The sequence below is a fragment of the Microbacterium sp. 16-032 genome, from assembly GCF_041079455.1.
GTDB lineage: Bacteria > Actinomycetota > Actinomycetes > Actinomycetales > Microbacteriaceae > Microbacterium > Microbacterium testaceum_A.
The window spans coordinates 1-21,564 of the sequence record NZ_JBFYGQ010000002.1 but is presented as its reverse complement, the minus strand read 5'-3'; the positions used below and the strand labels follow the sequence as shown (position 1 = coordinate 21,564).

The window sequence follows — 21,564 nt, the reverse complement described above, 5'->3', positions numbered from 1 at the left end:
GCGCGAGGCCGCAATCTACGTGTTCCCTATGCGTCACCCCCGGGCGCCCCATTCTTGGAGCCGTCTGGGGAGCGCGCGGGCACGCTGAGCGCATGACCGCTGCACCCGCCCTCGCCGCCCCGCCCGCCGCCGCCCTCCGCGGCGCTCGCCGCGTCTCGCGGGGCAGGCAGAACACCCGGCCGCTGTGGAACCTCTCCGCGATCGTCGTCATCTGGGCGACGAGCCTCGTCGTCGTGGCCGTGTGGGTCGCGGGCGGCGAAGTGCAGTCGCTGCTGGCCGGGGGAGCCGACTCGCTGAACTCCCTCGGTCGCGCCGCGGGCCTGGCATCCGCGAACCTGCTCTTCTACCAGGTGCTGCTGATGGCGCGCGTGCCGCTGTTCGAGCGGGGGTTCGGCCGCGACGGCATCACCCGCATGCACCGCATCGTCGGATTCTGGTCGTTCGCGCTGTTCGCGGCGCACATCGGGCTGCAGATCCTCGGCTACGCGGTGCAGGCGGGCATCAACCCCGTGGTGCAGGCGTGGCAGTTCGTGTGGGAGGACCCGGGCATGCTGGTGGCGACCGCGGGCACCGCCCTGTTGCTGCTGGTCGTGGTCACCTCGGTGCGCAAGGCCCGCAAGCGCCTGCGGTACGAGTCGTGGCACCTGCTGCACCTGTACGGCTACCTCGGCGTCGGCCTCGCCATTCCGCACATGCTGTGGACGGGCGCCGACTTCACCGTCTCGCCCGCCGCCACCGTCTCCTGGTGGGCGATGTGGGGTGTGACCGTAGCGACGGTCGTCGTCTTCCGCCTCGGGCTTCCGCTCGTGAGGTCACTGCGCCACGGCATCCGGGTCAGCGCCGTCGAACGCGACGGGCAGAGCGGCGTCTCGGTGCGCATGACCGGGCGCCGGATCGACGCGCTGAAGGCCCGCGGCGGACAGTTCTTCATCTGGCGCTTCCTCGATGGCGCGGGTTGGACGCGCGGGCACCCCTTCTCACTCGCCACCGATCCGGCCGACGGCGAGCTCGTCATCTCGGCCCGCTTCGTCGGCGACGGCACGCAGCGCCTCGCCGCGCTCCGCGCCGGCACGCGCGTGCTCATCGAGGGCCCGTACGGCACGATGACCGCCGACGAGCGCCGCGGCGGACACCTGCTCATGATCGGCGCCGGTGCGGGTGTCGCGCCGCTGGTCGCGATGCTCGAAGAGGCCGACTGGGCCCCGGGCGAGGCGACGCTCATCGTGCGCGACCACACCGCCGCCGACGCCCTGCGCGCCGACGCGATCGACCGCCTCGTGCGGGAGCGCGGCCTGCGCCACGCACCGCTGCCCGGCCGTCGAGCCCTGACCGCCTCGTCGTGGCTGCCGACCTCTCACACGCAGTGGGCGGGGGCCGACCTCATCCGCTATGTCTCGCCGCGCCCCGCCGACACCGACGTCTTCCTCTGCGGACCCCAGCCGTGGATGGATGCCGTGCGCGCCGACCTCCGCCGCGCCGGGGTCCCCGCCGAGCGCGTCCACCTCGAAGCCTTCACCGTCTGAGGAGAATCCGATGAAGAAGATCGTCTACGCCCTCATGGCGACCGTCACCGGCCTCGTGCTGCTGTTCAGCTACCGCACCTCGACGGTCCCCGAGTCGACGAGCGCGCTCGCCGACGCCCCCTCGTCGGGTGTCGCCACGGTTCCGAAGACCACGCCGAGCCGCTCTGCATCCGCGTCCTCGGGTTCGAGTTCGACCTCGTCGGGGTCGTCCAGCGCGCAGACCTCATCCAGCGGTCTCACCGACGGCGCCTTCACCGGCCAGGCGGCGAACACCCGCTTCGGTCCCGTGCAGGTGCAGATCACCGTGTCGGGCGGCGCGATCACCGACGTGCAGGTGCCGCAATACCCCTCCGAGAGCGGACGCGACCAGCAGATCAACTCGCGCGCCCTACCCGTGCTGGTGAAAGAGACCGTGCAGGCGCAGAGCGCCGAGGTCGACATGGTCTCGGGTGCCACCTACACCAGCACCGGGTACCGCACCTCGCTGCAGTCCGCCCTCGATCAGGCCCGCGCATGACCGCCGCGTTCACGGTCGTCGAACCCGTGATGGGAACGCTCGCCTCGATCACCGTCGTCAGCGAGCGCACCGAACGCGTGGAGCGGGCGATCGCCGCGTGCGTGGCGCGCCTGCGCGACGACGAGCGGGTGTTCTCGCCCTACCGCGACGACTCCGACATCTCGCGGCTGCGCGACGAGGGTCTCGAGCTCGGCGACGTCGACCCGCGGGTGGCCGAGGTGGCAGCGGACTGCCGCGATCTGCGGGAGCGCAGCGGCGGCCGCTTCGACGCGCACTGGCGCGGCTGGTTCGACCCGACCGGGTACGTGAAGGGATGGTCGACGGATGCCGCGACCCGGGCCTTCGACGAGCTGCTCGCCGACGACGAGGTCGAGGCGGTCGGCGTCAACGTGGGCGGCGACATGCGCCTGCGCACGGCCGCGACGAGCGATCACGTCTGGCGCATCGGTATCGCGCACCCGACCCACGAGGGGGAGCTGCTGGCCACGGTCGAGGTCGTCGACGGGGCCGTGGCCACTTCGGGCACGTCCGAGCGCGGCGCGCACCTTGTCGATCCGCGGACGGGCGTGCACCTCGCGGGTCCCGTGAGCGCGACGGTCATCGCCGACGACCTCACCACCGCCGACGCCTGGGCCACGGTGGCCGCCATCGCCGGGATCGACGACCTCGACTGGATGCCGGTGGCCCCCGTGGCATCCGGGATCGTCTGGGAACACGGACGCACGCGCCGCTTCGCCGGCCGGGTCGAGGTGTCGGCTTTCCACGACGCGCTCGTCGGCTGAGCCCGAGCGGTCAGCGGGCGCGGGGGAGGCGCAGGGCGAACACCGTGCCCGTGGGCGAGGTGCGCTCGACCTCGATGCTCCCGCCGTAGCGGGTCGCGGCCTCGCGCACGAGCGCCAGCCCGAGCCCGAACCCCCGGCGCCGGCCCGACTCCGCCCCGCGCGCGAAGCGTTCGAAGATGCGGGGCAGATCGTCGTCGCGGATGCCGCTTCCCCCGTCCTCCACGCGCACGACGACCTCGCGTTCGTCGGCGTCGGCGGTGACCGTGACCTCGGAGCCCGCGGGCGTGTGCCCGATGGCGTTGTCGAGCAGTGCGGTGCACATGCGCACGACGGTGACCGCGGGCACCGCGACGGTCACCCCCGTCAGCCGGGTCGGTCGCAGGCCCACGCCCGCATCGTCGGCGAGGGACGACAGCGCCGCGGTCGCGGCACGCACGCTGTCGTCGACTCGCGCGGTGCCCGTGTGCACCTGCCCCTCGGCAGTCAGCAGCATGTCGGCGAGCACGTCGTCCATGATCTGCGCGTCGCGCCGCAACTGATCCAACGGCTCGTCGGCCGGTTCTCCGCGGTGCAGGCGTCGCTGCACGATCTGGATGCGACTGGTCAGGGCCGTCAACGGCGTGCGCAGCTCGTGGCTCGCCTCGGAGACGAACGCGCGCTGTCGGCGCAGCGCCTCGTCCAGCGGGCGCACCGACCAGCGGGCCGCGGCCCCGCCGACGAGTCCGAGCACCACGACCCCCACCAGACCCAGGCCGATGACCCACGGCAGCACGTCGTCGAGGTCGACGACGAACCGATCGCCCATCGGTGCCCCGCCCGCGCCGCGTCGGCCCCCGCCCTCGGTGCGGGCCTGCGCCACCAGAACGGCGATGAGGATGCCGACCCCCACGGCGATCGCGACGGCCGATGCGCCCGCCACGAGGGTGCCGACCCGCAGCGCGGCCCGGCGGACGACCCGCCGGTCGTCCTCGGCGCTCACCGCTCGGCCCCGGCGCGGTACCCGCGGCCGCGCACGGTCTCCACGAGGTCGGTCGCGGTCTTGCGGCGCAGGTAGTGCACGTACGTGTCGACGGTGGTCACGGCATCCGGAGACGAGAACACCGCGCGGGCGATCTCTTCGCGCGAGAAGACGTGGTCGGGGCTCCGGGTGAGCAACTCCAGCACGGCGTTCTCGGTCGAGGTGAGGGCGATGCGCTCGCCGGAGGGGCCGTAGACCACGGCCGTGTCGGGGAGGTAGGTCCAGTCCCAGACGCCCCGGCGACGTCCCTCGGCCCGGTAGCCGCGTCGCAGCGCCCGCAGCCGGGCGAGCAGCTCGTCGAAGTCGAAGGGCTTCAGCAGATAGTCGTTCGCCCCGGCGTCGAGTCCCTCGACGCGATCGGCGACCGCCCCCAGAGCCGTCAGCAGCAGCACGGGGGTCGTGATGTGGGCGGTGCGCAGGTCGCGCACGATCTCGGCGCCGTCGCGGCCGGGGAGTCGCCGATCGAGCAGGATCACCTCGAAGCTGTCGCGCAACGCCCGGTCGCGGCCCGCGAGCCCGTCGGCCTCGTGCACGACCTCGTAGGTCTCGCGGAGCACCTCCAGCGTCATCGCGGCGATCTCGGCGTCGTCCTCGACGTAGAGCAGTCGCGGCCGCGGTGCGACGGCCTCGCTCACTGCACTCCCGCGCGCGGCGGGCTCACGTTCCAGCCGAAGCGCTCGAGGGCGTCGAACAGGCGGCGGGCCTGCGCCCAGGCCACCGCGCCCGAGACGTCGGAGTACACGTCGATCGCGAACGGCGGCGGATCGGCGAACTTGGGGATCTCGACCTCGGCCCACGCGTGCGGGGCGAGCCAGACGCGCGGGCTCATCGTGCCCGCACCGTCGACGCCCCCGTCGGCGGCGAAGGCGATCGCGTCGAGGGCGTCGATCTTGGTGATCGGCATGTTCACGACGAGGGTCACGGCGTGCAGCGTTCCGGTCATCGCGTACCTCCCTCGTTCATCCTGACACGCGCACCGGGGTCGGGGACGGGGAATACCGTGCGGATCCGGTGCGCATAGCCGGTTCATAGATTCGGTGAGGGAGGGGGCAGGGTCGCTGCGTCATCGTCTCCTCAACGACACCCGCACCGACCAGTGGAGCAGACCATGAGCAGAATCCCCGACACCCAGATGACCCCCGACGGTCCCGCCTACGAAGGGCGCTTGCTCGACCGCGCCGATGAGCCCGTCGTCGATCAGGGCGCGCCCTTCGACATCCGCACGCTCGTCTCGCGGCGCGGCATCCTGGGCCTGGTCGTGCTGGGCGCGGGCACCGCCACGCTGGCCGCGTGCGCCCCGTCGGCCTCCGGTGCCGCAACGACGGCCGCGACGGCGACCCCGACCGCGACGCCCACGGCGAGCGCGACCCCGAGCGCCACCGCGACGAGCGCGGCAGCCGCCCTCCCCGCGGGCGAGATCCCCGACGAGACCGCCGGCCCCTACCCGGGCGACGGGTCGAACGGCCCCGACATCCTCGAGCAGTCCGGCATCGTCCGCAGCGACCTGCGCTCGAGCCTCGACGGCGGAGCCACGGCCGCGGGCGTTCCCATGACCCTCAACCTCACGATCTTCGACTCCGCGAACGGCGACGTGCCCTTCGCGGGTGCCGCCGTCTACGTCTGGCACTGCGACGACCAGGGCCGCTACTCGATGTACTCCTCGGGGATCGAGAACGAGAGCTACCTCCGCGGCGTCCAGGTCGTCGGAGATGACGGCGTCGTCTCGTTCACCTCGATCTTCCCCGGCTGCTACGACGGCCGGTGGCCGCACATCCACTTCGAGGTGTACCCGAACGTGGATGCCATCACCGACGCCTCGAACGCGATCGCCACCTCGCAGGTCGCCCTGCCGCAGGCCGCGTGCGACGTGGTCTACGCCGACGCGGCGTATCCCTCCTCGGCATCCAATCTGTCCCGGGTGTCGCTCGAGAGCGACAACGTCTTCGGCGACGACGGGGGAGCGCTCGAACTCGCCACGGCGACCGGCGACAACTCCACCGGCTGGACGGTCGCCCTCGGCGTCCGCGTCGACACCACCACCACCCCGACCGCGGGCGCCATGCCCGGCGGTGCGCCCGGCGGGCGCTGACCCCTCCCTCGAAAGGAACCCCTCCCATGTTGCAGAACCTCACCGGCTGGCACGCCCTGATCGTGCTGGCGGTCATCGTCCTCATTTTCGGAGCCGCCAAGCTCCCCGCCCTCGCCCGGAGCCTCGGCCAATCGGTGCGCATCCTCAAGACCGAGGTGAGTGACTCCCGCGTGGGGGCCGCCGCCGAGACCGACCCGCATGCCCCAGCCCGGGCACAGAGGGAGTCCGCCGCACCCGTCCTGGCACCCCCGAGCACGTCATGACCTCCGCCGCCGCTCCCGCCGTCGCGCCCCCTCACGCCGAGGCCCCGCGGTCGGCCCCCATGCCCGTCGCCGCGCACCTCGACGAGGCGACGCGGCGCGCGGTGCGGGCGGCGATCGCCCTCGCGATCTGCGCCCTCGCCGGGTGGTTCCTGTACGAACCCGTGATGGACCTCGTGCGGGCCCCGATCGTGCAGATCGCGGCCGAGCGCAACGCGAGCCTCAACTTCGACAGCGTGACCGGGGCCTTCGACCTGCGGCTGCGCGTCGCACTGGTCGCGGGGCTCGTCCTGTCGAGCCCGGTCTGGCTGTCCGAGCTCTTCGCGTTCGTGCTCCCGGGACTCACGCGGCGCGAGCGGCGGTACGTGCTCGGCTCGGTCGGAGCCGCGGTTCCGCTGTTCGCGGCCGGGTGCGCGACCGGCCTGTTGCTGTTCCCCCACATGGTCTCGGTGCTCGCGGGCTTCGCCTCGAGCGAGGACTCCACGATCCTCGACGCGGGCACCTACATCGACTTCGCGCTGAAGATCGTCGTGGCCACGGGCCTCGCCTTCGTCCTGCCGGTCGTGCTGGTGGTGCTGAATCTCGCCGGTATCGTCTCGGCCCGCACCCTCGCCCGCAGCTGGCGGTACGCGGTCGTGGCGATCGTGTTGTTCAGCGCCCTCGCGACGCCGTCGGCCGACGTGATGTCGATGTTCGTCGTCGCCGTTCCGATGACCGCCCTCTACGCTGCGGCCCTCGCGATCGCGGCCCTGCACGATCGCGCCGGCGCCCGGGCGTCGGTCTTCGAGGAGGCCCCATGTTCGGCCTGACGTTCGAGAAACTCCTGCTCGTGGGGCTTATCGCCGCGGTGGTCATCGGTCCGCAGCGGTTGCCCGGGGCGGTCGCTCGCCTCGCGTCGGTGCTGCGGGGGCTTCGCCGAACGGTGGATGCCGCGCGCCTCCGCGCCGCGACCGAGCTCGGCGTCCCCGCCGACGCGGACGAATGGCGGGCGCTCGATCCGCGACAGTACGACCCTCGGCGCATCATCGCCGAGGCCCTCGCGGCACCACCCGTCGCGGCGGCCGGCGACACGGCATCCGTCCCGGTCCCGACCTCGGCCGCGGACGCCGCGGCTCCCGCCGCGCCGGAGACCCCGCGCATCCCGATGCGCCGCGTGCGCGTCGGGAGCTCCGCCCACCCGTGCTGGATCGAGGTCCCCGACGAATCCGGCGCCACGGCCCCCGAGTCCGACGCGCCGGCGGCCCCGGCCGACGAGGCGACCGTACGAGACGCCGTCACGGCATAGCCTCGAAGAATGTCCTCACCCCGCGCCCAGCTCGAAGCCCTGCTCGCGCAGGGTCTCGGCGACGTGTCCCCGGCGTTGCAGGCGCTGCCTGTCGAGGGCGAGGCGCGAGCGGCGGCGGTGCTCATCCTCTTCGGCGTGCTCGACGGGGTACCCAGCCGTCGGGTCTCGCGCACCGTCCCGAGCGATCTCGACGTGCTGCTGCTCGCGCGGGCGAGCACCCTGCGCGCCCACCCGGGCCAGGTCGCGTTCCCGGGTGGTCGGGTCGATCCCGAAGACGCGGATGCCGTGGCGGCGGCCCTCCGTGAAGCCCGCGAAGAGACGGGACTCGATCCCGACGGTGTCGACGTGCTGGGCACCCTCGAGTCGCTGCCCCTGGCCTTCTCTCGCCACGAGGTCACTCCGGTGATCGGATGGTGGGCGCGCCCGACCCCGGTGCGTGCCGTGGATGCGGCGGAGTCGGCCGAGGTCTTCCGCGCCCCGGTGGCCGATCTGCTCGATCCCGAACGCCGAGGCGTGACGGTGCTGCGTCGTGATGGTCGGGAGTGGCGGGGGCCGGCCTTCGCCCTGCAGACGGCACGCGGCCCGCAGACCGTGTGGGGGTTCACCGCGATGGTGCTGGACGGGTTGTTCGACCGCCTCGGGTGGACGGAGCCCTGGGATGGATCGCGGGAGATCCCCCTGGCTGAGGCCGCCGCGGGCGCCCGCGACCAATCCGGGCCGCTGGCCCGGTCGTAGCGCGTCCGGCGCACTTCGTCATCCGCGGCGTGGCGATCGTCCGAGGTCGCTAGCGTGGGTTCCGTGACTGCGCCTATCGATCCCACCACCACCTCCGCCTGGTCCCGCCTCACCGCTCTGCGGGAGGGTTTCGATCCCGACCTGCGCGGCTGGTTCGCCTCCGACGCCGATCGCACGCGTGATCTCACGCGCACGGTGGGCGACCTGCACGTCGACCTGTCCAAGAACCTCGTCACCCCCGAGATCCTCGACGCTCTGGTCGCCCTCGCCGACGAGACCGGTGTGCGCGATCGTTTCGGCGCGATGCTGAGCGGTGCGCACCTGAACACCAGTGAGGACCGCGCGGTGCTGCACACCGCCCTGCGCCGTCCGGCCGGCGCCGAGCCGTCGCTCGTCGTCGACGGTCAGCAGATCGACCACGACGTGCACGAGGTGCTCGACCGGTTGAGCGCCTTCGCCGACCGCGTGCGCTCGGGCGAGTGGCGCGGCGTCACCGGCAAGAAGGTCACGCACGTCGTCAACATCGGCATCGGCGGCAGCGACCTGGGCCCGGTGATGGTCTACGAGGCTCTGCTGCCGTATGCCGACGCCGGCATCCACGCCCGCTTCGTCTCGAACATCGACCCCACCGACATCTCGCAGAAGACGGCTGACCTCGATCCCGAGACCACCCTCTTCATCGTCGCCTCGAAGACCTTCACCACGCTCGAGACCCTGACCAACGCGCGCCTGGCTCGCGACTGGCTGTGGGCGCAGCTCGCCGAGAAGGGCGCGATCGACGACTCGGATGCCGCCCGCACCGACGCCGTGGCCCACCACTTCGTCGCCGTGTCGACGGCGCTCGACAAGGTCGAAGCGTTCGGCATCGACCCGACGAACGCCTTCGGCTTCTGGGACTGGGTGGGCGGACGCTATTCCGTCGACTCGGCGATCGGGCTGTCGCTCGCGATCGCCCTGGGTCCCGACGTGTTCCGCGAGCTCCTGGCCGGCTTCCACACGGTCGACGAGCACGTGGCATCCACTCCGGTCGAGCAGAACGTGCCCGTTCTCATGGGTCTGCTCAACGTCTGGTACACCAACTTCCTCGGCGCGCAGTCGCACGCGGTGCTGCCCTACGCGCAGCAGCTCCACCGCTTCGCGGCCTACCTGCAGCAGCTCACGATGGAGTCCAACGGCAAGTCGGTGCGGTGGGACGGAACGCCCGTCACCACCGACACGGGCGAGGTCTTCTGGGGAGAGCCGGGAACCAACGGTCAGCACGCGTTCTACCAGCTGATCCACCAGGGCACGCGTCTCATCCCGGCCGACTTCATTGCCTTCGTGAACCCGGCCTACCCGCGCGCCGACGACGGGCGCGACGTGCACGGCCTGTTCCTGGCGAACTTCCTCGCGCAGACGAAGGCACTGGCGTTTGGCAAGACGGCCGAAGAGGTCGAGGCCGAGGGCACCACGGGTGCGCTCGTCGCCGCCCGCACGTTCCCCGGCAACCGGCCGACCACGTCGATCTTCGCGCCGTCTCTCACGCCCTCGGTGCTCGGCCAGTTGATCGCCCTGTACGAGCACATCACCTTCACGCAGGGAACGATCTGGGGCATCAACTCCTTCGATCAGTGGGGCGTCGAGCTCGGCAAGCAGCTCGCTCTGCAGATTGCCCCCGCGATCGAGGGCGACGACGAGGCGCTGGCGGCTCAGGACTCCTCGACGCGCGCCCTTCTGGACTACTACCGCGCGCACCGCGGCTGAGCCCTCGAGCGACGCGACGGGCGGGTCGACCGCTGAGAGGCCGATTCGACGAGATTTTTTCTTCGTCGGATCGGCCTCTCGTCGCGAGGGGAGGAAAGCTCAGCGGCGACTGACGGGAACCCGGCGTCGGAGCGTCGGCAAAAGACCCGGTGAGGCGAGTTTTTCTTCTGCTGACGGCGAGAAGCGGAATCCGTCGCGCGACCCCTCGCGAGCGCGCGTCACCGAATCGTCTGCTCTCACCGGTCTTCCAGGTAACGAAAAGATAACGCCCAGAACCAGCACCCACACTCGGGGCCCGTGCAGACCCGACGGCGCGACCCCGTGCTCGATCCCGACGAGCGCGCCCCCGACGAAAGATCTCTCTTGCTGCGTTCCGACATCAAACTCACCCACGTCAACCGCGCCCGACGCACCCTCGTCACGGCGGCCACCTGCGCCGGCCTCGCGTTCGGCATGGTCGCCACGACCGGTCTGGCGATGGCGTCCCCCGTCTCGTTGCCCGACGCCTCGGCATCCTCCTTCTCCGCCCCCGGCACCTCGGTGCCCGTGTCCACGGCGCCGACCCTCGACGCCGTGAGCACCGGTGCCGCCGCCGCCCTCGACGGGGCGCAGACGGCTCTCTCGAACGCGACCGCCGTCCAGGCCGATGTCGCCGCGACCGGGCTCCCGCTCTCGATCGGCGACGCGTCGATCGACACGGGCGCGCTCCAAGACGCCGTCGACCGCCTCACCTCCCGCGACCTGCTCCCGGTGCTGCTCGTACCCGCCCTGAGTCAGAACGCCCAGAGCGAGACCGACCGCGTCAGCGCCCGCGTGGCGGAGGTCAAGGGCAGCCTCGACAAGGCGAAGGCCGACAAGGCCGCCGCCGACGCCGCCGCCGAGGCGCAGCGTCAGGCCGAGGCCGCAGCGGCCGCCGAGGCGCAGCGTCAGGCCGATGCCGCCGCCGCTCTCGCCCGGGTCAACACGCCCGAGGGTGCGCGCGCGTACGCCTCGCAGCTCATGGCCGAGAAGTACGGCTGGGGGAGCGACCAGTTCTCGTGCCTGTCGTCGCTGTGGAACAAGGAGTCGGGCTGGAACTACCAGGCCTACAACAACGACGGTGGGGCGACCGGCATCCCGCAGGCCCTGCCCGGAAGCAAGATGGCGAGCTTCGGCGCCGACTGGCAGACCAACGCGGCCACGCAGATCGCGTGGGGCCTCGACTACATCTCCCGCGGCTACGGCACCCCGTGCAGCGCGTGGGGTCACTCCCAGGCGATGAACTGGTACTGATCCGCGTCGGGGCGTCTCGGGTCCCCGACGGGCGCCGCGGGTCTGCTCGACGTCGAAGGATCGCGGGTCGATTCCCAGCCTCCACCCCTCTTCAGCGATATATCGTTATGTATCGCTGACTCAGATCGGGTCCGCGCGAAGGAGGTCGTCATGAGTGGTTCATTCCTGGGAGACGCGTTCGGCGGACGCGGTGGCAACAACACCCCCGGCTGGCCGATGTCCAACATCCTCGAGGGTCTCGAGCAGCTGCGCACGCAGTTCGAGCAGAAGACCGCCTCGACGCCGCGCATGAACAAGGGCGACGTGCGTTCGGCCGTCCTCTCGCTCCTGCTCGAGCAGCCGATGCACGGCTACCAGATCATCCGCGAGATCGAGGACCGCAGCGGCGGCTCGTGGAAGCCGAGCCCCGGCTCGGTCTACCCCACGCTGCAGCTGCTGACCGACGAGGGCCTCGTGCAGGCCGAGGAGTCGAACGGCCGCAAGACCTACTCGCTCACTGCCGAGGGCCGCGCTGCGGCCGGCGACGAGACCACCGAACGCACGGCCCCCTGGGAGGCGGCCGGTTCGCGCGACGGCGGTCGCATGACCGCGCTGCCCAAGGCGGGTATCGAACTCGCCCAGGCGGCGGCCCAGGTCGGTCGCACGGGCGACAAGGAGCAGGTCGCGCAAGCGGTCGAGATCCTCGACGAGGCTCGCCGTAAGCTCTACTCCATCCTCGCCCAGGGTTGAGGTCACGCCCGCTCGACGGGGGCATTCCGCCCGTCGGCATCCAGGAGAATCGATGACCGACGACGCCCTCATGAAGGCCCGCTACCGGCGGATCACGCGCTTCGCGGCGCGCTATCTGGTGCAGGCCTGGTGGTTCGAGCTGTTCCTGCCGCGGTTCGGTCTCGGGTGGATCTCCGCCCGGGGCCGCACCCGGCGGCTCGAGCGCATCGCCCAGCGTTTCCATGTGCTCGCTGTCGACCTCGGCGGTCTCATGATCAAGGTCGGGCAGTTCATGTCGTCGCGTCTCGACGTCCTGCCCCCGTCGATCACGAAGCAGCTCGAGGGCCTGCAGGACGAGGTGCCCGCGGTCCCGTTCGTGCAGATGCGCGCCCGGGCAGAAGAAGAGCTCGGGATGCCGTTGGAGCGCGCCTTCGCGAGCGTCGACGAGCGCCCCCTCGCGGCGGCTTCGCTGGGTCAGGCGCACCGCGCCGTGCTGACGGAGGATCTGGCCGCCGAGACCGGCCTGAGCGCCGTCGTGCTGAAGATCCAGCGCCCGGGCATCGACCGCATCGTCGACGTCGACCTGCGCGCCCTCCGCAAGGTCGGCGTGTGGCTCAGCAAGGTCGCCCTGGTCCGCGATCGCGTCGACATGCCCTCACTCGTCGAGGAGTTCGCCGTCACGAGCCTCGAAGAGATCGACTACCTGCACGAGGCCGCCAACTCCGAGCGCTTCGCGGCCGACTTCGGCGGGCCCGACGGAGTGGCCGTGCCCGAGGTCGTGTGGGAGCGCACCACCCGCCGCGTGCTCACCCTCCAAGACGTCACGGCGATCAAGATCAACGACGTCGACGCCCTCCGCGCGGCCGGCATCGATCCGGCCGAGGTCGCCGCCCGCTTCGCGCGGGTGATGTTCGACCAGCTGTTCGACGACGGCTTCTTCCACGCCGACCCGCACCCCGGAAACGTCTTCGTCACGCCGCTCGGCGGCACGACCGACGCCGGCACCCCGGCGTGGCGCTTCACCTTCATCGACTTCGGCATGATGGGCGAGGTCCCGCCGAGCTTGCGCGGGGGGCTGCGCCGCGTGCTCATCGCGGCGGCCTCGCGTGACGGAAAGGGCCTGGTCGACGGCATCCGCGATGTCGGCGTGCTGCTGCCCTCGGCCGACACCGTGCAGTTGGAGCGCGCGATGACGGGCCTGTTCTCCCGCTTCGGCGGGATGGGCTTCGCCGAGCTGCAAGAGGTCGACCCGCGCGAGTTCCGCGCGTTCGCGATCGAGTTCGGCGACGTCGTGCGGTCGCTGCCGTTCCAGCTGCCCGAGAACTTCCTGCTGATCGTGCGCGCGATGTCGCTCACGAGCGGCATGTGCAGCGCGCTCGATCCCGCTTTCAACATCTGGGACGCGGTCGAGCCCTACGCGCAGCGCCTCATCCGCGAAGAGAGCGGCAACACCGCGCAGGCCTTCGTCCGCGAGGTCGGAGCGGTCGCCGCCGTGACCGCGCGCCTCCCGCGCCGTGCCGACAACCTCATCTCGCGCTTCGAAGACGGCTCGGTCTCGGTCCAGACCCCGCGCATCGAGCGGCGCATGCGCGATCTCGAGCGCATGGTGCGCCGGGTGGTCTCGTCGGTGCTGTTCACGGGCCTGCTCATCGGCGGGGTGTTGCTGCAGGCCGAGCAGGCGGTGCTGGGCACGATTCTCATGGTCGTCTCGATCGCGCCGCTTTCGCACGCCTTGCTGGCGGGGTGGGTCGCTCGACGCAACGGCGCCTGACGGCGTCGGCGCCGCGTGGGACGGTGAAGGCTGCCGCCCGGCTCAGCGCCCGTCGAACACGCCCAGAAGCGTGACGACGCCCAAGAACACCGGGATGCCGTAGACCGCCGTTCCGACCATGAACGACGAGACCACACGCACGTTCGCCCACCACCCGTGGCGGGGCGTCCACGAGCGGAGCTGTCGCCCTCCCGGGCCCACCACGGGAGCGTCCGGGCGCCACGCGGTGACCCCCGACGAACCGCTCGCGAGACTCCCCGCGATCTCGACCGCGACCTGGCCCGCGACCCTCTCGTCCGTGTATCGCAGCGACCGTTGTCGCAGCCGCGGCACGACGTGGGTGAGGATCGCGTCCACCTCCTGCCACAGCGCCGGGTCGTCCCACCGCCGCCGCTCGGCCCGGAAGAACACCGCGCGATCCTCGATGATCTCGACGTCGAATGCGCGGGCGTGATCGGCGAGGACCGCCATGACATCGGGGGTGAGGACGTAGAGCGCGTCGCGGGCGTATCCGCGTGGAGCGTAGGCGCGGAAGATCCGGTCGAAGTCGCCCTCGAGTGAGATCCGCTGCCGTTCGGCGAGGTTCTCGGGCAGTCCCGAGCGCACCCCGTCGTTCTCGACGGCGTCGAGGACCAGGTGGGGGAGAGGGGATGCCAGCGAGACGCTGACGTAGGAGCGCGGACGCGTGCGCGGCATCCGCAGTCGAACCATCCCGAACTCGATCCCTTCGCGCACGAAGCGCGGGTATTCGCGGACGCCGGCGGAGTGAGCGGTGACGATGGCTGTGAAGGAGTCCCGCCACCACGCTTCCGCGCGGAACTCGTTCGCCCGCACGGTGAGAGTGCGGCGAGCGCGGCGGAGCCGGACGGGCGTCGAGGCCTTCCGCGACCATCGCCACAGCGCGATGCTCGCGGCGGTCCAGACGATGGCGACGACCAGGATGATGACCAGGGTGCGGACGTCGTCGGCCTGGAGCGTCCCGTCGCCCCGGATGTCGACGTCGAGTCCGGTGTTGAACACCACGATGAAGAGGGTCCAGACCTGGATCACGGCGTTCAGCCGCACGAGCAGGCGTCTGCGGGTCGGCACCCACGGCGGCGGCTCGTGCTCCGGTACGGTCGGCAGCTCCCGCCGTACGTCCTCGTCGGGGGCGTCGAGCCATCGAAGGTCCACGCGTCGTCCTCGCCGGCGGGTGTCGGTCCGCCTGCCCGCCGGGGGCCCCTCCCTAGACTGGCGCGGTGTCGACCGAATCACGCCGTCCCCTGTCGGCGTGGCGATTCGACGGAACGCTCCGGGCCTACCAGCGCGCCGCGCTCGACCGTGTCGACGTCGACGCGGGGGAGCCCCTGCATCTCGTCGCCCCGCCCGGTGCCGGAAAGACTCTGCTCGGGCTCCTCCTCGCCGCGCGCCGGGGGCGCCGCACGGTGGTCTTCGCGCCCACGACGGCGATCCGCGCGCAGTGGGTGGGCGCTGCCCGGGCGCTGGCGCACGACGACGCCGCCGTGTCGGACGACCCCGATCTCCCCGCCGACCTCACGGCCCTGACGTACCAGGCGATCAGCGTGGTCGACTCCCGCGAGCCCTTCGCGGCCCTGGCGCGCGCCCGCTGGGTCGACGAGCTGATCGCCGACGATCGCACCCCCGACCAGGCCGAGGGATGGCTCGACGCGCTCAGTGAGAGCAATGCTGCGGCGTACGGCCGTGGCATCCGCTCTCGGTCCCGCGCTCTTCGGCGCACTCTGGCGAGACAGGATGCCGCCGCTCTCACGGCCGCTCTGCACCCGCGATCGCGCGAGCTGCTGGAGCGCTTGGTCGAGGCGGGGGTCGAGACCATCGTCCTCGACGAGTGCCATCACCTCCTCGACCACTGGGCGCTCGTGGTCGCCGCGCTCGTCGCGCGGTTGCGCGCGGGGGGTCGGGAGCCGCTCGTGATCGGGCTCACGGCCACTCTTCCCTCGCCCGATGACGCGAACGAGTATGAGAACTACGTCTCTCTGCTGGGCGAGGTCGATCTCGAGGTTCCCGTGCAGGCGGTCGTGCGCGAGGGTGACCTCGCGCCGTACCGCGACCTCGTCCACGTGGTCGAACCGACCGGCGAGGAGCGGGCGTTCCTCTCCGCGCACGCCGAAGCCCTCGCGGAGGCGCTGCGGACGACGTTCGCGGTGGGCGCCGGAAGAGAGTTCCTGCGCGCGGTGCTCCAGCCGTCGGCCCCTTCCGCCCCCGCGGACCCCCTCGAACCGCCCGCCGAGGGCGCCTCGCCCCCGGCCCCGGTCGCGTCCGCGGGGAGCAGTGCGGTCGCGCGTCCGGGGATCGTGCCCCCGCCACCCGCCGCAGAGTCGCCCGCCCCCGACGCCGCCGTCGATGCCGCTCTCTCGGCGGCGTTCGCCGTCGACTTCGCCGGTGCCGAGGCCGCCGCGGCGATGTTCTCCGTCGTCGCGCCCGACGACCCGCTCACCGCTCGTCTTCCCGCCGTGGCGCGACGGGCGCCCACCACAGAAGAGACGCTGCGCCTGCTGGGTCGATACGCCCTGGACCGGGTGCTCCCGGACCCCGCGCGCGCCGACGAGTGGCGCCGGCTGCGTCGCCTGCTCGCCGATTTCGGCTTCGCCCTGACCGACCGCGGGGTGCGGCGCACCCGCGATCCGATCGACACGGTCCTCGCGTCCTCCCTCTCGAAGGACAGGGGAGCGTGCGACATCCTCGCCCGCGAGCGCGACGAGCTCGGCGACCGCCTCCGCGCCCTCGTCGTGACCGATTACGTCACCCACGGCAACGTCCACGGGGGACTCCTGGGCTCGGCCGGCGCCGTCCGCACGTTCTCGATCGTGGCGACGGATGCCGCTACCTCGGCGCTGCGCGCGATCCTCGTCACCTCCTCGACGGTACGCGTCGCCGTCCGTCACGCGGAGAAGCTGCTTCCGGCGCTCTCGCGCGAGCTCGGCGTCCCGGTGACGGGGGAGCCCTGCCCCGACGACGTGGCCATCCTCGAGGTGCGGGGGACCACGGGGTCGGGGGTGGTCGGCGCCGTCTCCCGGCTGCTCGCCGACGGCTCGCTCGAGGTGGTCGTGGGCACGCGCGGTCTCTTCGGCGAAGGGTGGGACTGCCCGGCGGTGAACACCCTGATCGATCTCACCGCGGTGGCGACGGCGTCGGCGACGCAGCAGTTGCGGGGCCGTACGCTGCGGCGCGATCCGAGCTGGCCCGAGAAGGTCGCCCACAACTGGACGGTCTCGGCGCTGCTGCCGCCCGACTCGTCCCTCGACGCGCAACCGGATGCCGCTCGCCTCCGTCGCAAGCACGCCGGCCTGTGGGGACTCGACGCCGACCATCCCGAGCGCATCGTCCGCGGGCTGCCCACGGCGCTGGGGCGCGACCGTCGTCGCGCGCTCGATGAGGTGCTCGAGAAGACCCCCGGCGCGTCGTTGGAGCGTGTCGACGCGCTGACCTCGGCTCCGCCGCGGGACGAGACGCGATCCGCCTGGCGCATCGGCTCCCCGTACGACGACCGCGAGGAGCTCTCCGCGGTGGTCGAGCGCCCGGCCCGCACGCCGGTCTTCTCGACGTCGGTGACGGCCGAGCGTGCCCTCGGCGGGTGGCTCGGAGTATCGGCGGGAGCGCCGGCGGCGCTGATCGCGCTGTCGTTCTTCCTGCCCCCGGTCGCGGGAGTCGCGGTGGGGGGAGTCAGCGCCCTGATCGGTGCCGTCATGGCCGTTCCCCTGTTTTCGGCGTGGCGTCGCACGCGTCGGCAGGCTCGGGATGCCGCGGCGACGCTGCGGAACATGGCGCGTGTGGTGTGGACGGCGCTGTCCGAGAGTGGGCGCGTCCGGTCCCCGCTCGCCGTTGCGGTGTGGGAGGGAGAGCGGAGGGATGCCGACGCCACCCGCGCCGAGATCACGATGGCGCACGCGAGCCTCGCCGATCAGAAGACCTTCGGGGTCGCGCTGGAGGAGCTGTGCGGCCCGATCCGGACACCGCGTTTCGTGCTGGAGGTCGACCGCGGCGGAGGGCCGTGGTGGGTGCGCGCCGTCCTCGAGCGCGCGGGACGCTCCCGATCCCGGCAGTTCCTTGCCGTGCCTTCCGAGATCGGTCGTCGTCGGGCGGACGCCCTCCGCTTCCACGGCGCGTGGCAGGTGCACGTGGGTCCGGCCGTCCTGCACGAGCTCAACGGACCCGAGAACCTCCCGCTGCTCGCAGAAGCGCGCCGCTCCGGAGGGTTCTCCGGAGCGGCGCGCTCGATGATGCGATGGAGCTGAGGGCTCAGTACCAGCCGGTCGACTGCGAGTGGCCCCACGCGCCGCACGGCGTGCCGTAGCGGCCCGAGATGTACCCGAGGCCCCACGACACCTGAGTGGCGGCGTTGGTCTGCCAGTCGGCACCGGCGGACGACATCTTGCTGCCGGGGAGGGCCTGCGGGATGCCGTAGGCGCCGCTGCCGGAGTTGTAGGCCTTGTAGTTCCAGCCCGACTCCTTGTTCCACAGCGACACGAGGCACGACATCTGGTCGTCGCCCCAGCCGCGGCTGGCGAGCATGTCGCGCGCGGCGGCCTGGGCGCCGGCGGGGCTGTTGTCTCCCGAACCGCCTCCGGTCGGAATGGGGGCCGAAGACCCACCACCGCCGGAGTTGGACGAGGACGACGACGACGAGGCCTGCTTGTCGGCGGCGGCCTTGTCGGCGGCGGCCTTCGCCGCGGCAGCAGCCTCCGCTTCCTGGCGCGCCTTCTCGGCCGCCTCTTCTTCCGCCTTCTTGGCCACGGCGGCGTCGAGACCGCCGCGCAACTCGGCCACGCGCTGGTCGACCGCGGCGGTGGCCGCGGCGACGTCGTGCGAGAGCGCGGGGAGGAACGTCTCGGGCAGCATCGAGGCCGCCTCGAGGCGGTCGGTGGCCTGCTGCAGCGCGGTCGTGTCGACCGTGGCGGGCTGGCCGATGTCGAGACCGGATGCCGCGATGTCGCTCTGCACGGTGGCGACGGCCTGGATCGAGGTCGACGCAGCGGTCTCCGCCGCGCGGGCCTCGGTCTTCTCGGGGCCGGGGGTGGCTGCGAGCACCGTGGGAGTGATCGAGGAGGCGAGCGAGAACGTCGCGGTCGACAGGTCGGCGGGGGAGGCGGTGGCGGCCGGCGCGGTGCCGGTGAGAGCCGCGGCCGCGACCACGCCGAGCACGAGCGCTCCCACTGTCGTCACGGGGCGACGACGAGTGCGGCGGGCGGCGAGGCGGCGGTCACGACGATTGGAAAAGGACGTCGAGTCAGAGCGCATAGAACCGGTTTCACGTGAGGGGAGGACGGTGCGGGTGTCACCGTCCGACCCGCGTCAGCGGGCACAAGACGGGGAGCCTGGCACGTGTTTCTGGACGCCACCTGGGCGGACCGCCTCAGAACGCCGGAACAAAACGGCCGATCCGGGGCGAATCACGCCCACGCGCAATCGCCCTGTCCGGCCCTCTGCCTCCGTTCGCCCCGCGTGGCCGGCGTCAGCGTGCGACGGCCCAAGCGCGGGATGCGCGACACCCGGACTGCGCGGGAGGCGTGGTGCGTTAGACTGAGGTGTCACACCTGGGTTCTGCCTGTCTGGCGAGCCCGTGGCATCGCATAAACAATCCGCTTCGCTTCGACTCGTGGTTGGAGTTCGCCCTCGGGCGGCCCCAGCCCGACGGCCCCCGGTCTCGGACCGACGGGTACAGGAGTCGGAGCCCGACACCACACCCAACTAGGACAACCCACTACATGACTACCGCAACGACCGCCCCGGCTACCAAGCAGGTCGCGATCAACGACATCGGCTCGGCCGAAGACTTCCTGGCCGCGGTCGAGAAGACGCTCAAGTTCTTCAACGACGGCGACCTCATCGAAGGCACCGTGGTGAAGATCGACCGCGACGAGGTCCTCCTCGACGTCGGTTACAAGACCGAGGGTGTCATCCCCTCCCGCGAGCTCTCGATCAAGCACGACGTCGACCCCAATGAGGTCGTCAACGTCGGCGACCACGTCGAGGCCCTCGTTCTCCAGAAGGAGGACAAGGAAGGCCGCCTCATCCTGTCCAAGAAGCGCGCTCAGTACGAGCGTGCGTGGGGCGACGTCGAGAAGATCAAGGAGAACGACGGTGTTGTCACCGGTTCCGTGATCGAGGTCGTCAAGGGTGGTCTCATCGTCGACATCGGCCTCCGCGGCTTCCTCCCGGCCTCGCTCATCGAGCTGCGCCGTGTCCGCGACCTGACGCCGTACCTCGGCCAGGAGATCGAGGCCAAGATCCTCGAGCTCGACAAGAACCGCAACAACGTCGTGCTCTCGCGCCGCGCCCTGCTCGAGCAGACGCAGTCCGAGTCGCGCACCACGTTCCTCAACAACCTCCACAAGGGCCAGGTCCGCAAGGGTACGGTCTCGTCGATCGTCAACTTCGGTGCGTTCGTCGACCTGGGTGGCGTCGACGGTCTCGTCCACGTCTCCGAGCTCTCCTGGAAGCACATCGAGCACGCCTCCGAGGTCGTCGAGGTGGGCCAGGAGGTCACCGTCGAGATCCTCGAGGTCGACCTCGATCGCGAGCGCGTGTCGCTCTCGCTCAAGGCGACGCAGGAAGACCCGTGGCAGGTGTTCGCCCGTACCCACGCGATCGGTCAGATCGCTCCGGGCAAGGTCACCAAGCTCGTTCCCTTCGGTGCGTTCGTCCGCGTCGCCGACGGCATCGAGGGCCTCGTGCACATCTCCGAGCTTTCGGGTAAGCACGTCGAGCTCGCCGAGCAGGTCGTGTCGGTCGGCGAAGAGGTCTTCGTCAAGATCATCGACATCGACCTCGAGCGTCGCCGCATCTCGCTGTCGCTCAAGCAGGCCAACGAGTCGGTCGACCCCAACGGCACCGAGTTCGACCCGGCGCTGTACGGCATGGCCACCGAGTACGACGAGCGTGGCGAGTACAAGTACCCCGAGGGCTTCGACCCCGAGTCGGGTGCGTGGCTCGAGGGCTTCGACACTCAGCGCGAGGCCTGGGAGCAGGAGTACGCCGCTGCTCAGGGTCGCTGGGAAGCCCACAAGGCTGCCGTCGCCAAGGCCCTCGAGGCCGAGGCCGCCAACCCGACGGACGCTGGTTCGTTCGGTGGATCGTTCTCGTCCGAGACGCCCGCCCAGGGCACCCTCGCTGACGACGAGTCGCTGGCTGCGCTTCGCGAGAAGCTCTCCGGTCGCTGATCCGTCCTGCATCGAAGGCCGGTACCTCCTCGGAGGTGCCGGCCTTCGGTCGTTCCCGGGCGCAAGCCCTGGTGGGCAGGTGGGGGAGCAGGGCAGGATGAGAACATGGCTTCTCGACTTCCGCTTCTGATCACCCTCGCCGGCGTGGCCGTGCTGTTCCTGTCGATCGCGTTCGTCTTCGCTCTGGTCATCGGAGCGATGTTCTTCGGCGGGATCGAGTTCACCGGGGGACACACGGATGCCATGACCTCGCCGTCGACATGGACACTTGTCGCCTGACCGCCATATCGTTCCCGTCCCTCGGCCCGGGCGACCTCGAAGGTCGCGCCGGGCCGTCGACGTTTCCGCAGGATTTCGCGCCTGCGATCAAGCGACACGCCCGAGATGTGCCCGGATTCGACGGGTCGGTCGTTCCCGCGTAACTTATTACTTGTTCGCCCCACAGGGGAGAGCGGAGCGGCCGAGAGGCCCCGCATCGTCTCAAGTGGCGGACCACCCAAAACCTCCTCCGAATGGTGTAAGGTTTTGGTTCGGTCGTTCGGCCGGTTCCCGAGGTTGATCTCTCTGAGATCCCAATGAGGTTCCGTGTGCTGGCGGCTGTCAATTGAAGTGAACTGCCTCACGGGTAGGTCGAGAGATCGTTTCTGTGGGTGCGTCCGTTCCTTGAGAACTCAACAGCGTGC

Annotated in this window: 20 protein-coding genes; 15 read left to right on the top strand and 5 right to left on the bottom strand. The window is 71.3% G+C overall.

All coding sequences use genetic code 11. The features are described 5' to 3' along the window. Nucleotides 1–92 precede the first annotated feature (92 nt). The 3 genes from AB6V31_RS03655 to AB6V31_RS03645 are packed head-to-tail and all read left to right on the top strand — an operon-like array spanning nt 93 to nt 2,822. Nucleotides 93–1,523: a ferric reductase-like transmembrane domain-containing protein gene (locus tag AB6V31_RS03655; RefSeq protein ID WP_369364157.1), complete on the top strand. Its 1,431-nt coding sequence runs from the start codon at nt 93–95 to the stop codon at nt 1,521–1,523. Between the two features lie 10 nt (nt 1,524–1,533). After that, the gene (locus AB6V31_RS03650) at nt 1,534–2,040 is read left to right on the top strand and encodes an FMN-binding protein (RefSeq protein WP_369364155.1); all 507 of its coding nucleotides are present in this window, start codon (nt 1,534–1,536) and stop codon (nt 2,038–2,040) included. Beyond that, nucleotides 2,037–2,822 carry an FAD:protein FMN transferase gene (locus AB6V31_RS03645; protein WP_369364154.1) on the top strand — a complete coding sequence of 262 codons (786 nt, stop codon included), beginning with the start codon at nt 2,037–2,039 and terminating at the stop codon, nt 2,820–2,822. Before AB6V31_RS03650 ends, AB6V31_RS03645 begins: the two co-directional genes overlap by 4 nt. Before the next feature lie 10 nt (nt 2,823–2,832). Here AB6V31_RS03645 and AB6V31_RS03640 read toward each other — a convergent pair whose 3' ends face one another. From AB6V31_RS03640 to AB6V31_RS03630, 3 genes are read right to left on the bottom strand one after another with little or no spacing between them, the layout of a single operon-like run. Then, nucleotides 2,833–3,801 (bottom strand): HAMP domain-containing sensor histidine kinase, encoded by a 969-nt coding sequence (locus AB6V31_RS03640; RefSeq protein ID WP_074694367.1) that lies wholly within the window; start codon nt 3,799–3,801, stop codon nt 2,833–2,835. Then, nucleotides 3,798–4,475: a response regulator transcription factor gene (locus AB6V31_RS03635; protein WP_369364153.1), complete on the bottom strand. Its 678-nt coding sequence runs from the start codon at nt 4,473–4,475 to the stop codon at nt 3,798–3,800. Before AB6V31_RS03635 ends, AB6V31_RS03640 begins: the two co-directional genes overlap by 4 nt. Beyond that, nucleotides 4,472–4,783, bottom strand: a complete 312-nt coding sequence (locus AB6V31_RS03630) for a hypothetical protein (RefSeq protein WP_056227956.1) — start codon at nt 4,781–4,783, stop codon at nt 4,472–4,474. The genes AB6V31_RS03635 and AB6V31_RS03630 overlap by 4 nt, the downstream gene beginning before the upstream one ends. Before the next feature lie 165 nt (nt 4,784–4,948). Between AB6V31_RS03630 and AB6V31_RS03625 the strand changes: the two genes are divergently transcribed. From AB6V31_RS03625 to AB6V31_RS03585, 9 genes are all read left to right on the top strand, one after another. After that, nucleotides 4,949–5,929, top strand: coding sequence for a 3,4-dioxygenase subunit beta (locus AB6V31_RS03625; protein WP_056228559.1), 981 nt, complete (start codon nt 4,949–4,951; stop codon nt 5,927–5,929). A 26-nt stretch (nt 5,930–5,955) separates the two neighbouring features. Continuing rightward, nucleotides 5,956–6,192 carry a twin-arginine translocase TatA/TatE family subunit gene (gene tatA / locus AB6V31_RS03620; RefSeq protein WP_369364150.1) on the top strand — a complete coding sequence of 79 codons (237 nt, stop codon included), beginning with the start codon at nt 5,956–5,958 and terminating at the stop codon, nt 6,190–6,192. Continuing rightward, nucleotides 6,189–6,998 (top strand): twin-arginine translocase subunit TatC, encoded by an 810-nt coding sequence (tatC, locus tag AB6V31_RS03615; RefSeq protein WP_369364148.1) that lies wholly within the window; start codon nt 6,189–6,191, stop codon nt 6,996–6,998. The genes tatA and tatC overlap by 4 nt, the downstream gene beginning before the upstream one ends. After that, on the top strand, nt 6,986–7,474 hold the full coding sequence (locus tag AB6V31_RS03610) for a twin-arginine translocase TatA/TatE family subunit (protein WP_369364147.1): 489 nt from the start codon (nt 6,986–6,988) through the stop codon (nt 7,472–7,474). Before tatC ends, AB6V31_RS03610 begins: the two co-directional genes overlap by 13 nt. A 9-nt stretch (nt 7,475–7,483) precedes the next feature. Continuing rightward, nucleotides 7,484–8,209 carry a CoA pyrophosphatase gene (locus AB6V31_RS03605; RefSeq protein WP_369364145.1) on the top strand — a complete coding sequence of 242 codons (726 nt, stop codon included), beginning with the start codon at nt 7,484–7,486 and terminating at the stop codon, nt 8,207–8,209. Between the two features lie 63 nt (nt 8,210–8,272). Then, a complete protein-coding gene (pgi, locus tag AB6V31_RS03600; RefSeq protein WP_369364143.1) occupies nt 8,273–9,952 on the top strand; it encodes a glucose-6-phosphate isomerase in 1,680 nt (559 codons plus the stop codon). A 297-nt stretch (nt 9,953–10,249) separates the two neighbouring features. Continuing rightward, nucleotides 10,250–11,224 (top strand): phospholipase, encoded by a 975-nt coding sequence (locus tag AB6V31_RS03595; RefSeq protein WP_369364142.1) that lies wholly within the window; start codon nt 10,250–10,252, stop codon nt 11,222–11,224. Between the two features lie 150 nt (nt 11,225–11,374). After that, nucleotides 11,375–11,953 (top strand): PadR family transcriptional regulator, encoded by a 579-nt coding sequence (locus AB6V31_RS03590; protein ID WP_279367188.1) that lies wholly within the window; start codon nt 11,375–11,377, stop codon nt 11,951–11,953. 52 nt (nt 11,954–12,005) lie between these two features. After that, nucleotides 12,006–13,703, top strand: a complete 1,698-nt coding sequence (locus AB6V31_RS03585; RefSeq protein ID WP_369364140.1) for an ABC1 kinase family protein — start codon at nt 12,006–12,008, stop codon at nt 13,701–13,703. 42 nt (nt 13,704–13,745) lie between these two features. Here the strand turns inward: AB6V31_RS03585 and AB6V31_RS03580 are convergent, their stop codons facing one another. Next, nucleotides 13,746–14,876, bottom strand: a complete 1,131-nt coding sequence (locus AB6V31_RS03580; RefSeq protein WP_369364138.1) for a hypothetical protein — start codon at nt 14,874–14,876, stop codon at nt 13,746–13,748. Nucleotides 14,877–14,941: 65 nt separating this feature from the next. Between AB6V31_RS03580 and AB6V31_RS03575 the strand changes: the two genes are divergently transcribed. Beyond that, nucleotides 14,942–17,956 (top strand): hypothetical protein, encoded by a 3,015-nt coding sequence (locus AB6V31_RS03575; protein WP_369364137.1) that lies wholly within the window; start codon nt 14,942–14,944, stop codon nt 17,954–17,956. 4 nt (nt 17,957–17,960) lie between these two features. Here the strand turns inward: AB6V31_RS03575 and AB6V31_RS03570 are convergent, their stop codons facing one another. Further along, complete coding sequence (locus tag AB6V31_RS03570) at nt 17,961–18,884, bottom strand: lytic transglycosylase domain-containing protein (RefSeq protein ID WP_369364135.1); 924 nt, start codon at nt 18,882–18,884, stop codon at nt 17,961–17,963. A gap of 542 nt (nt 18,885–19,426) precedes the next feature. Here AB6V31_RS03570 and rpsA point away from each other — a divergent pair. After that, nucleotides 19,427–20,881 carry a 30S ribosomal protein S1 gene (gene rpsA / locus AB6V31_RS03565; protein WP_056227982.1) on the top strand — a complete coding sequence of 485 codons (1,455 nt, stop codon included), beginning with the start codon at nt 19,427–19,429 and terminating at the stop codon, nt 20,879–20,881. 105 nt (nt 20,882–20,986) lie between these two features. Beyond that, nucleotides 20,987–21,160: a hypothetical protein gene (locus tag AB6V31_RS03560; RefSeq protein WP_170210603.1), complete on the top strand. Its 174-nt coding sequence runs from the start codon at nt 20,987–20,989 to the stop codon at nt 21,158–21,160. Nucleotides 21,161–21,564 lie beyond the last annotated feature (404 nt).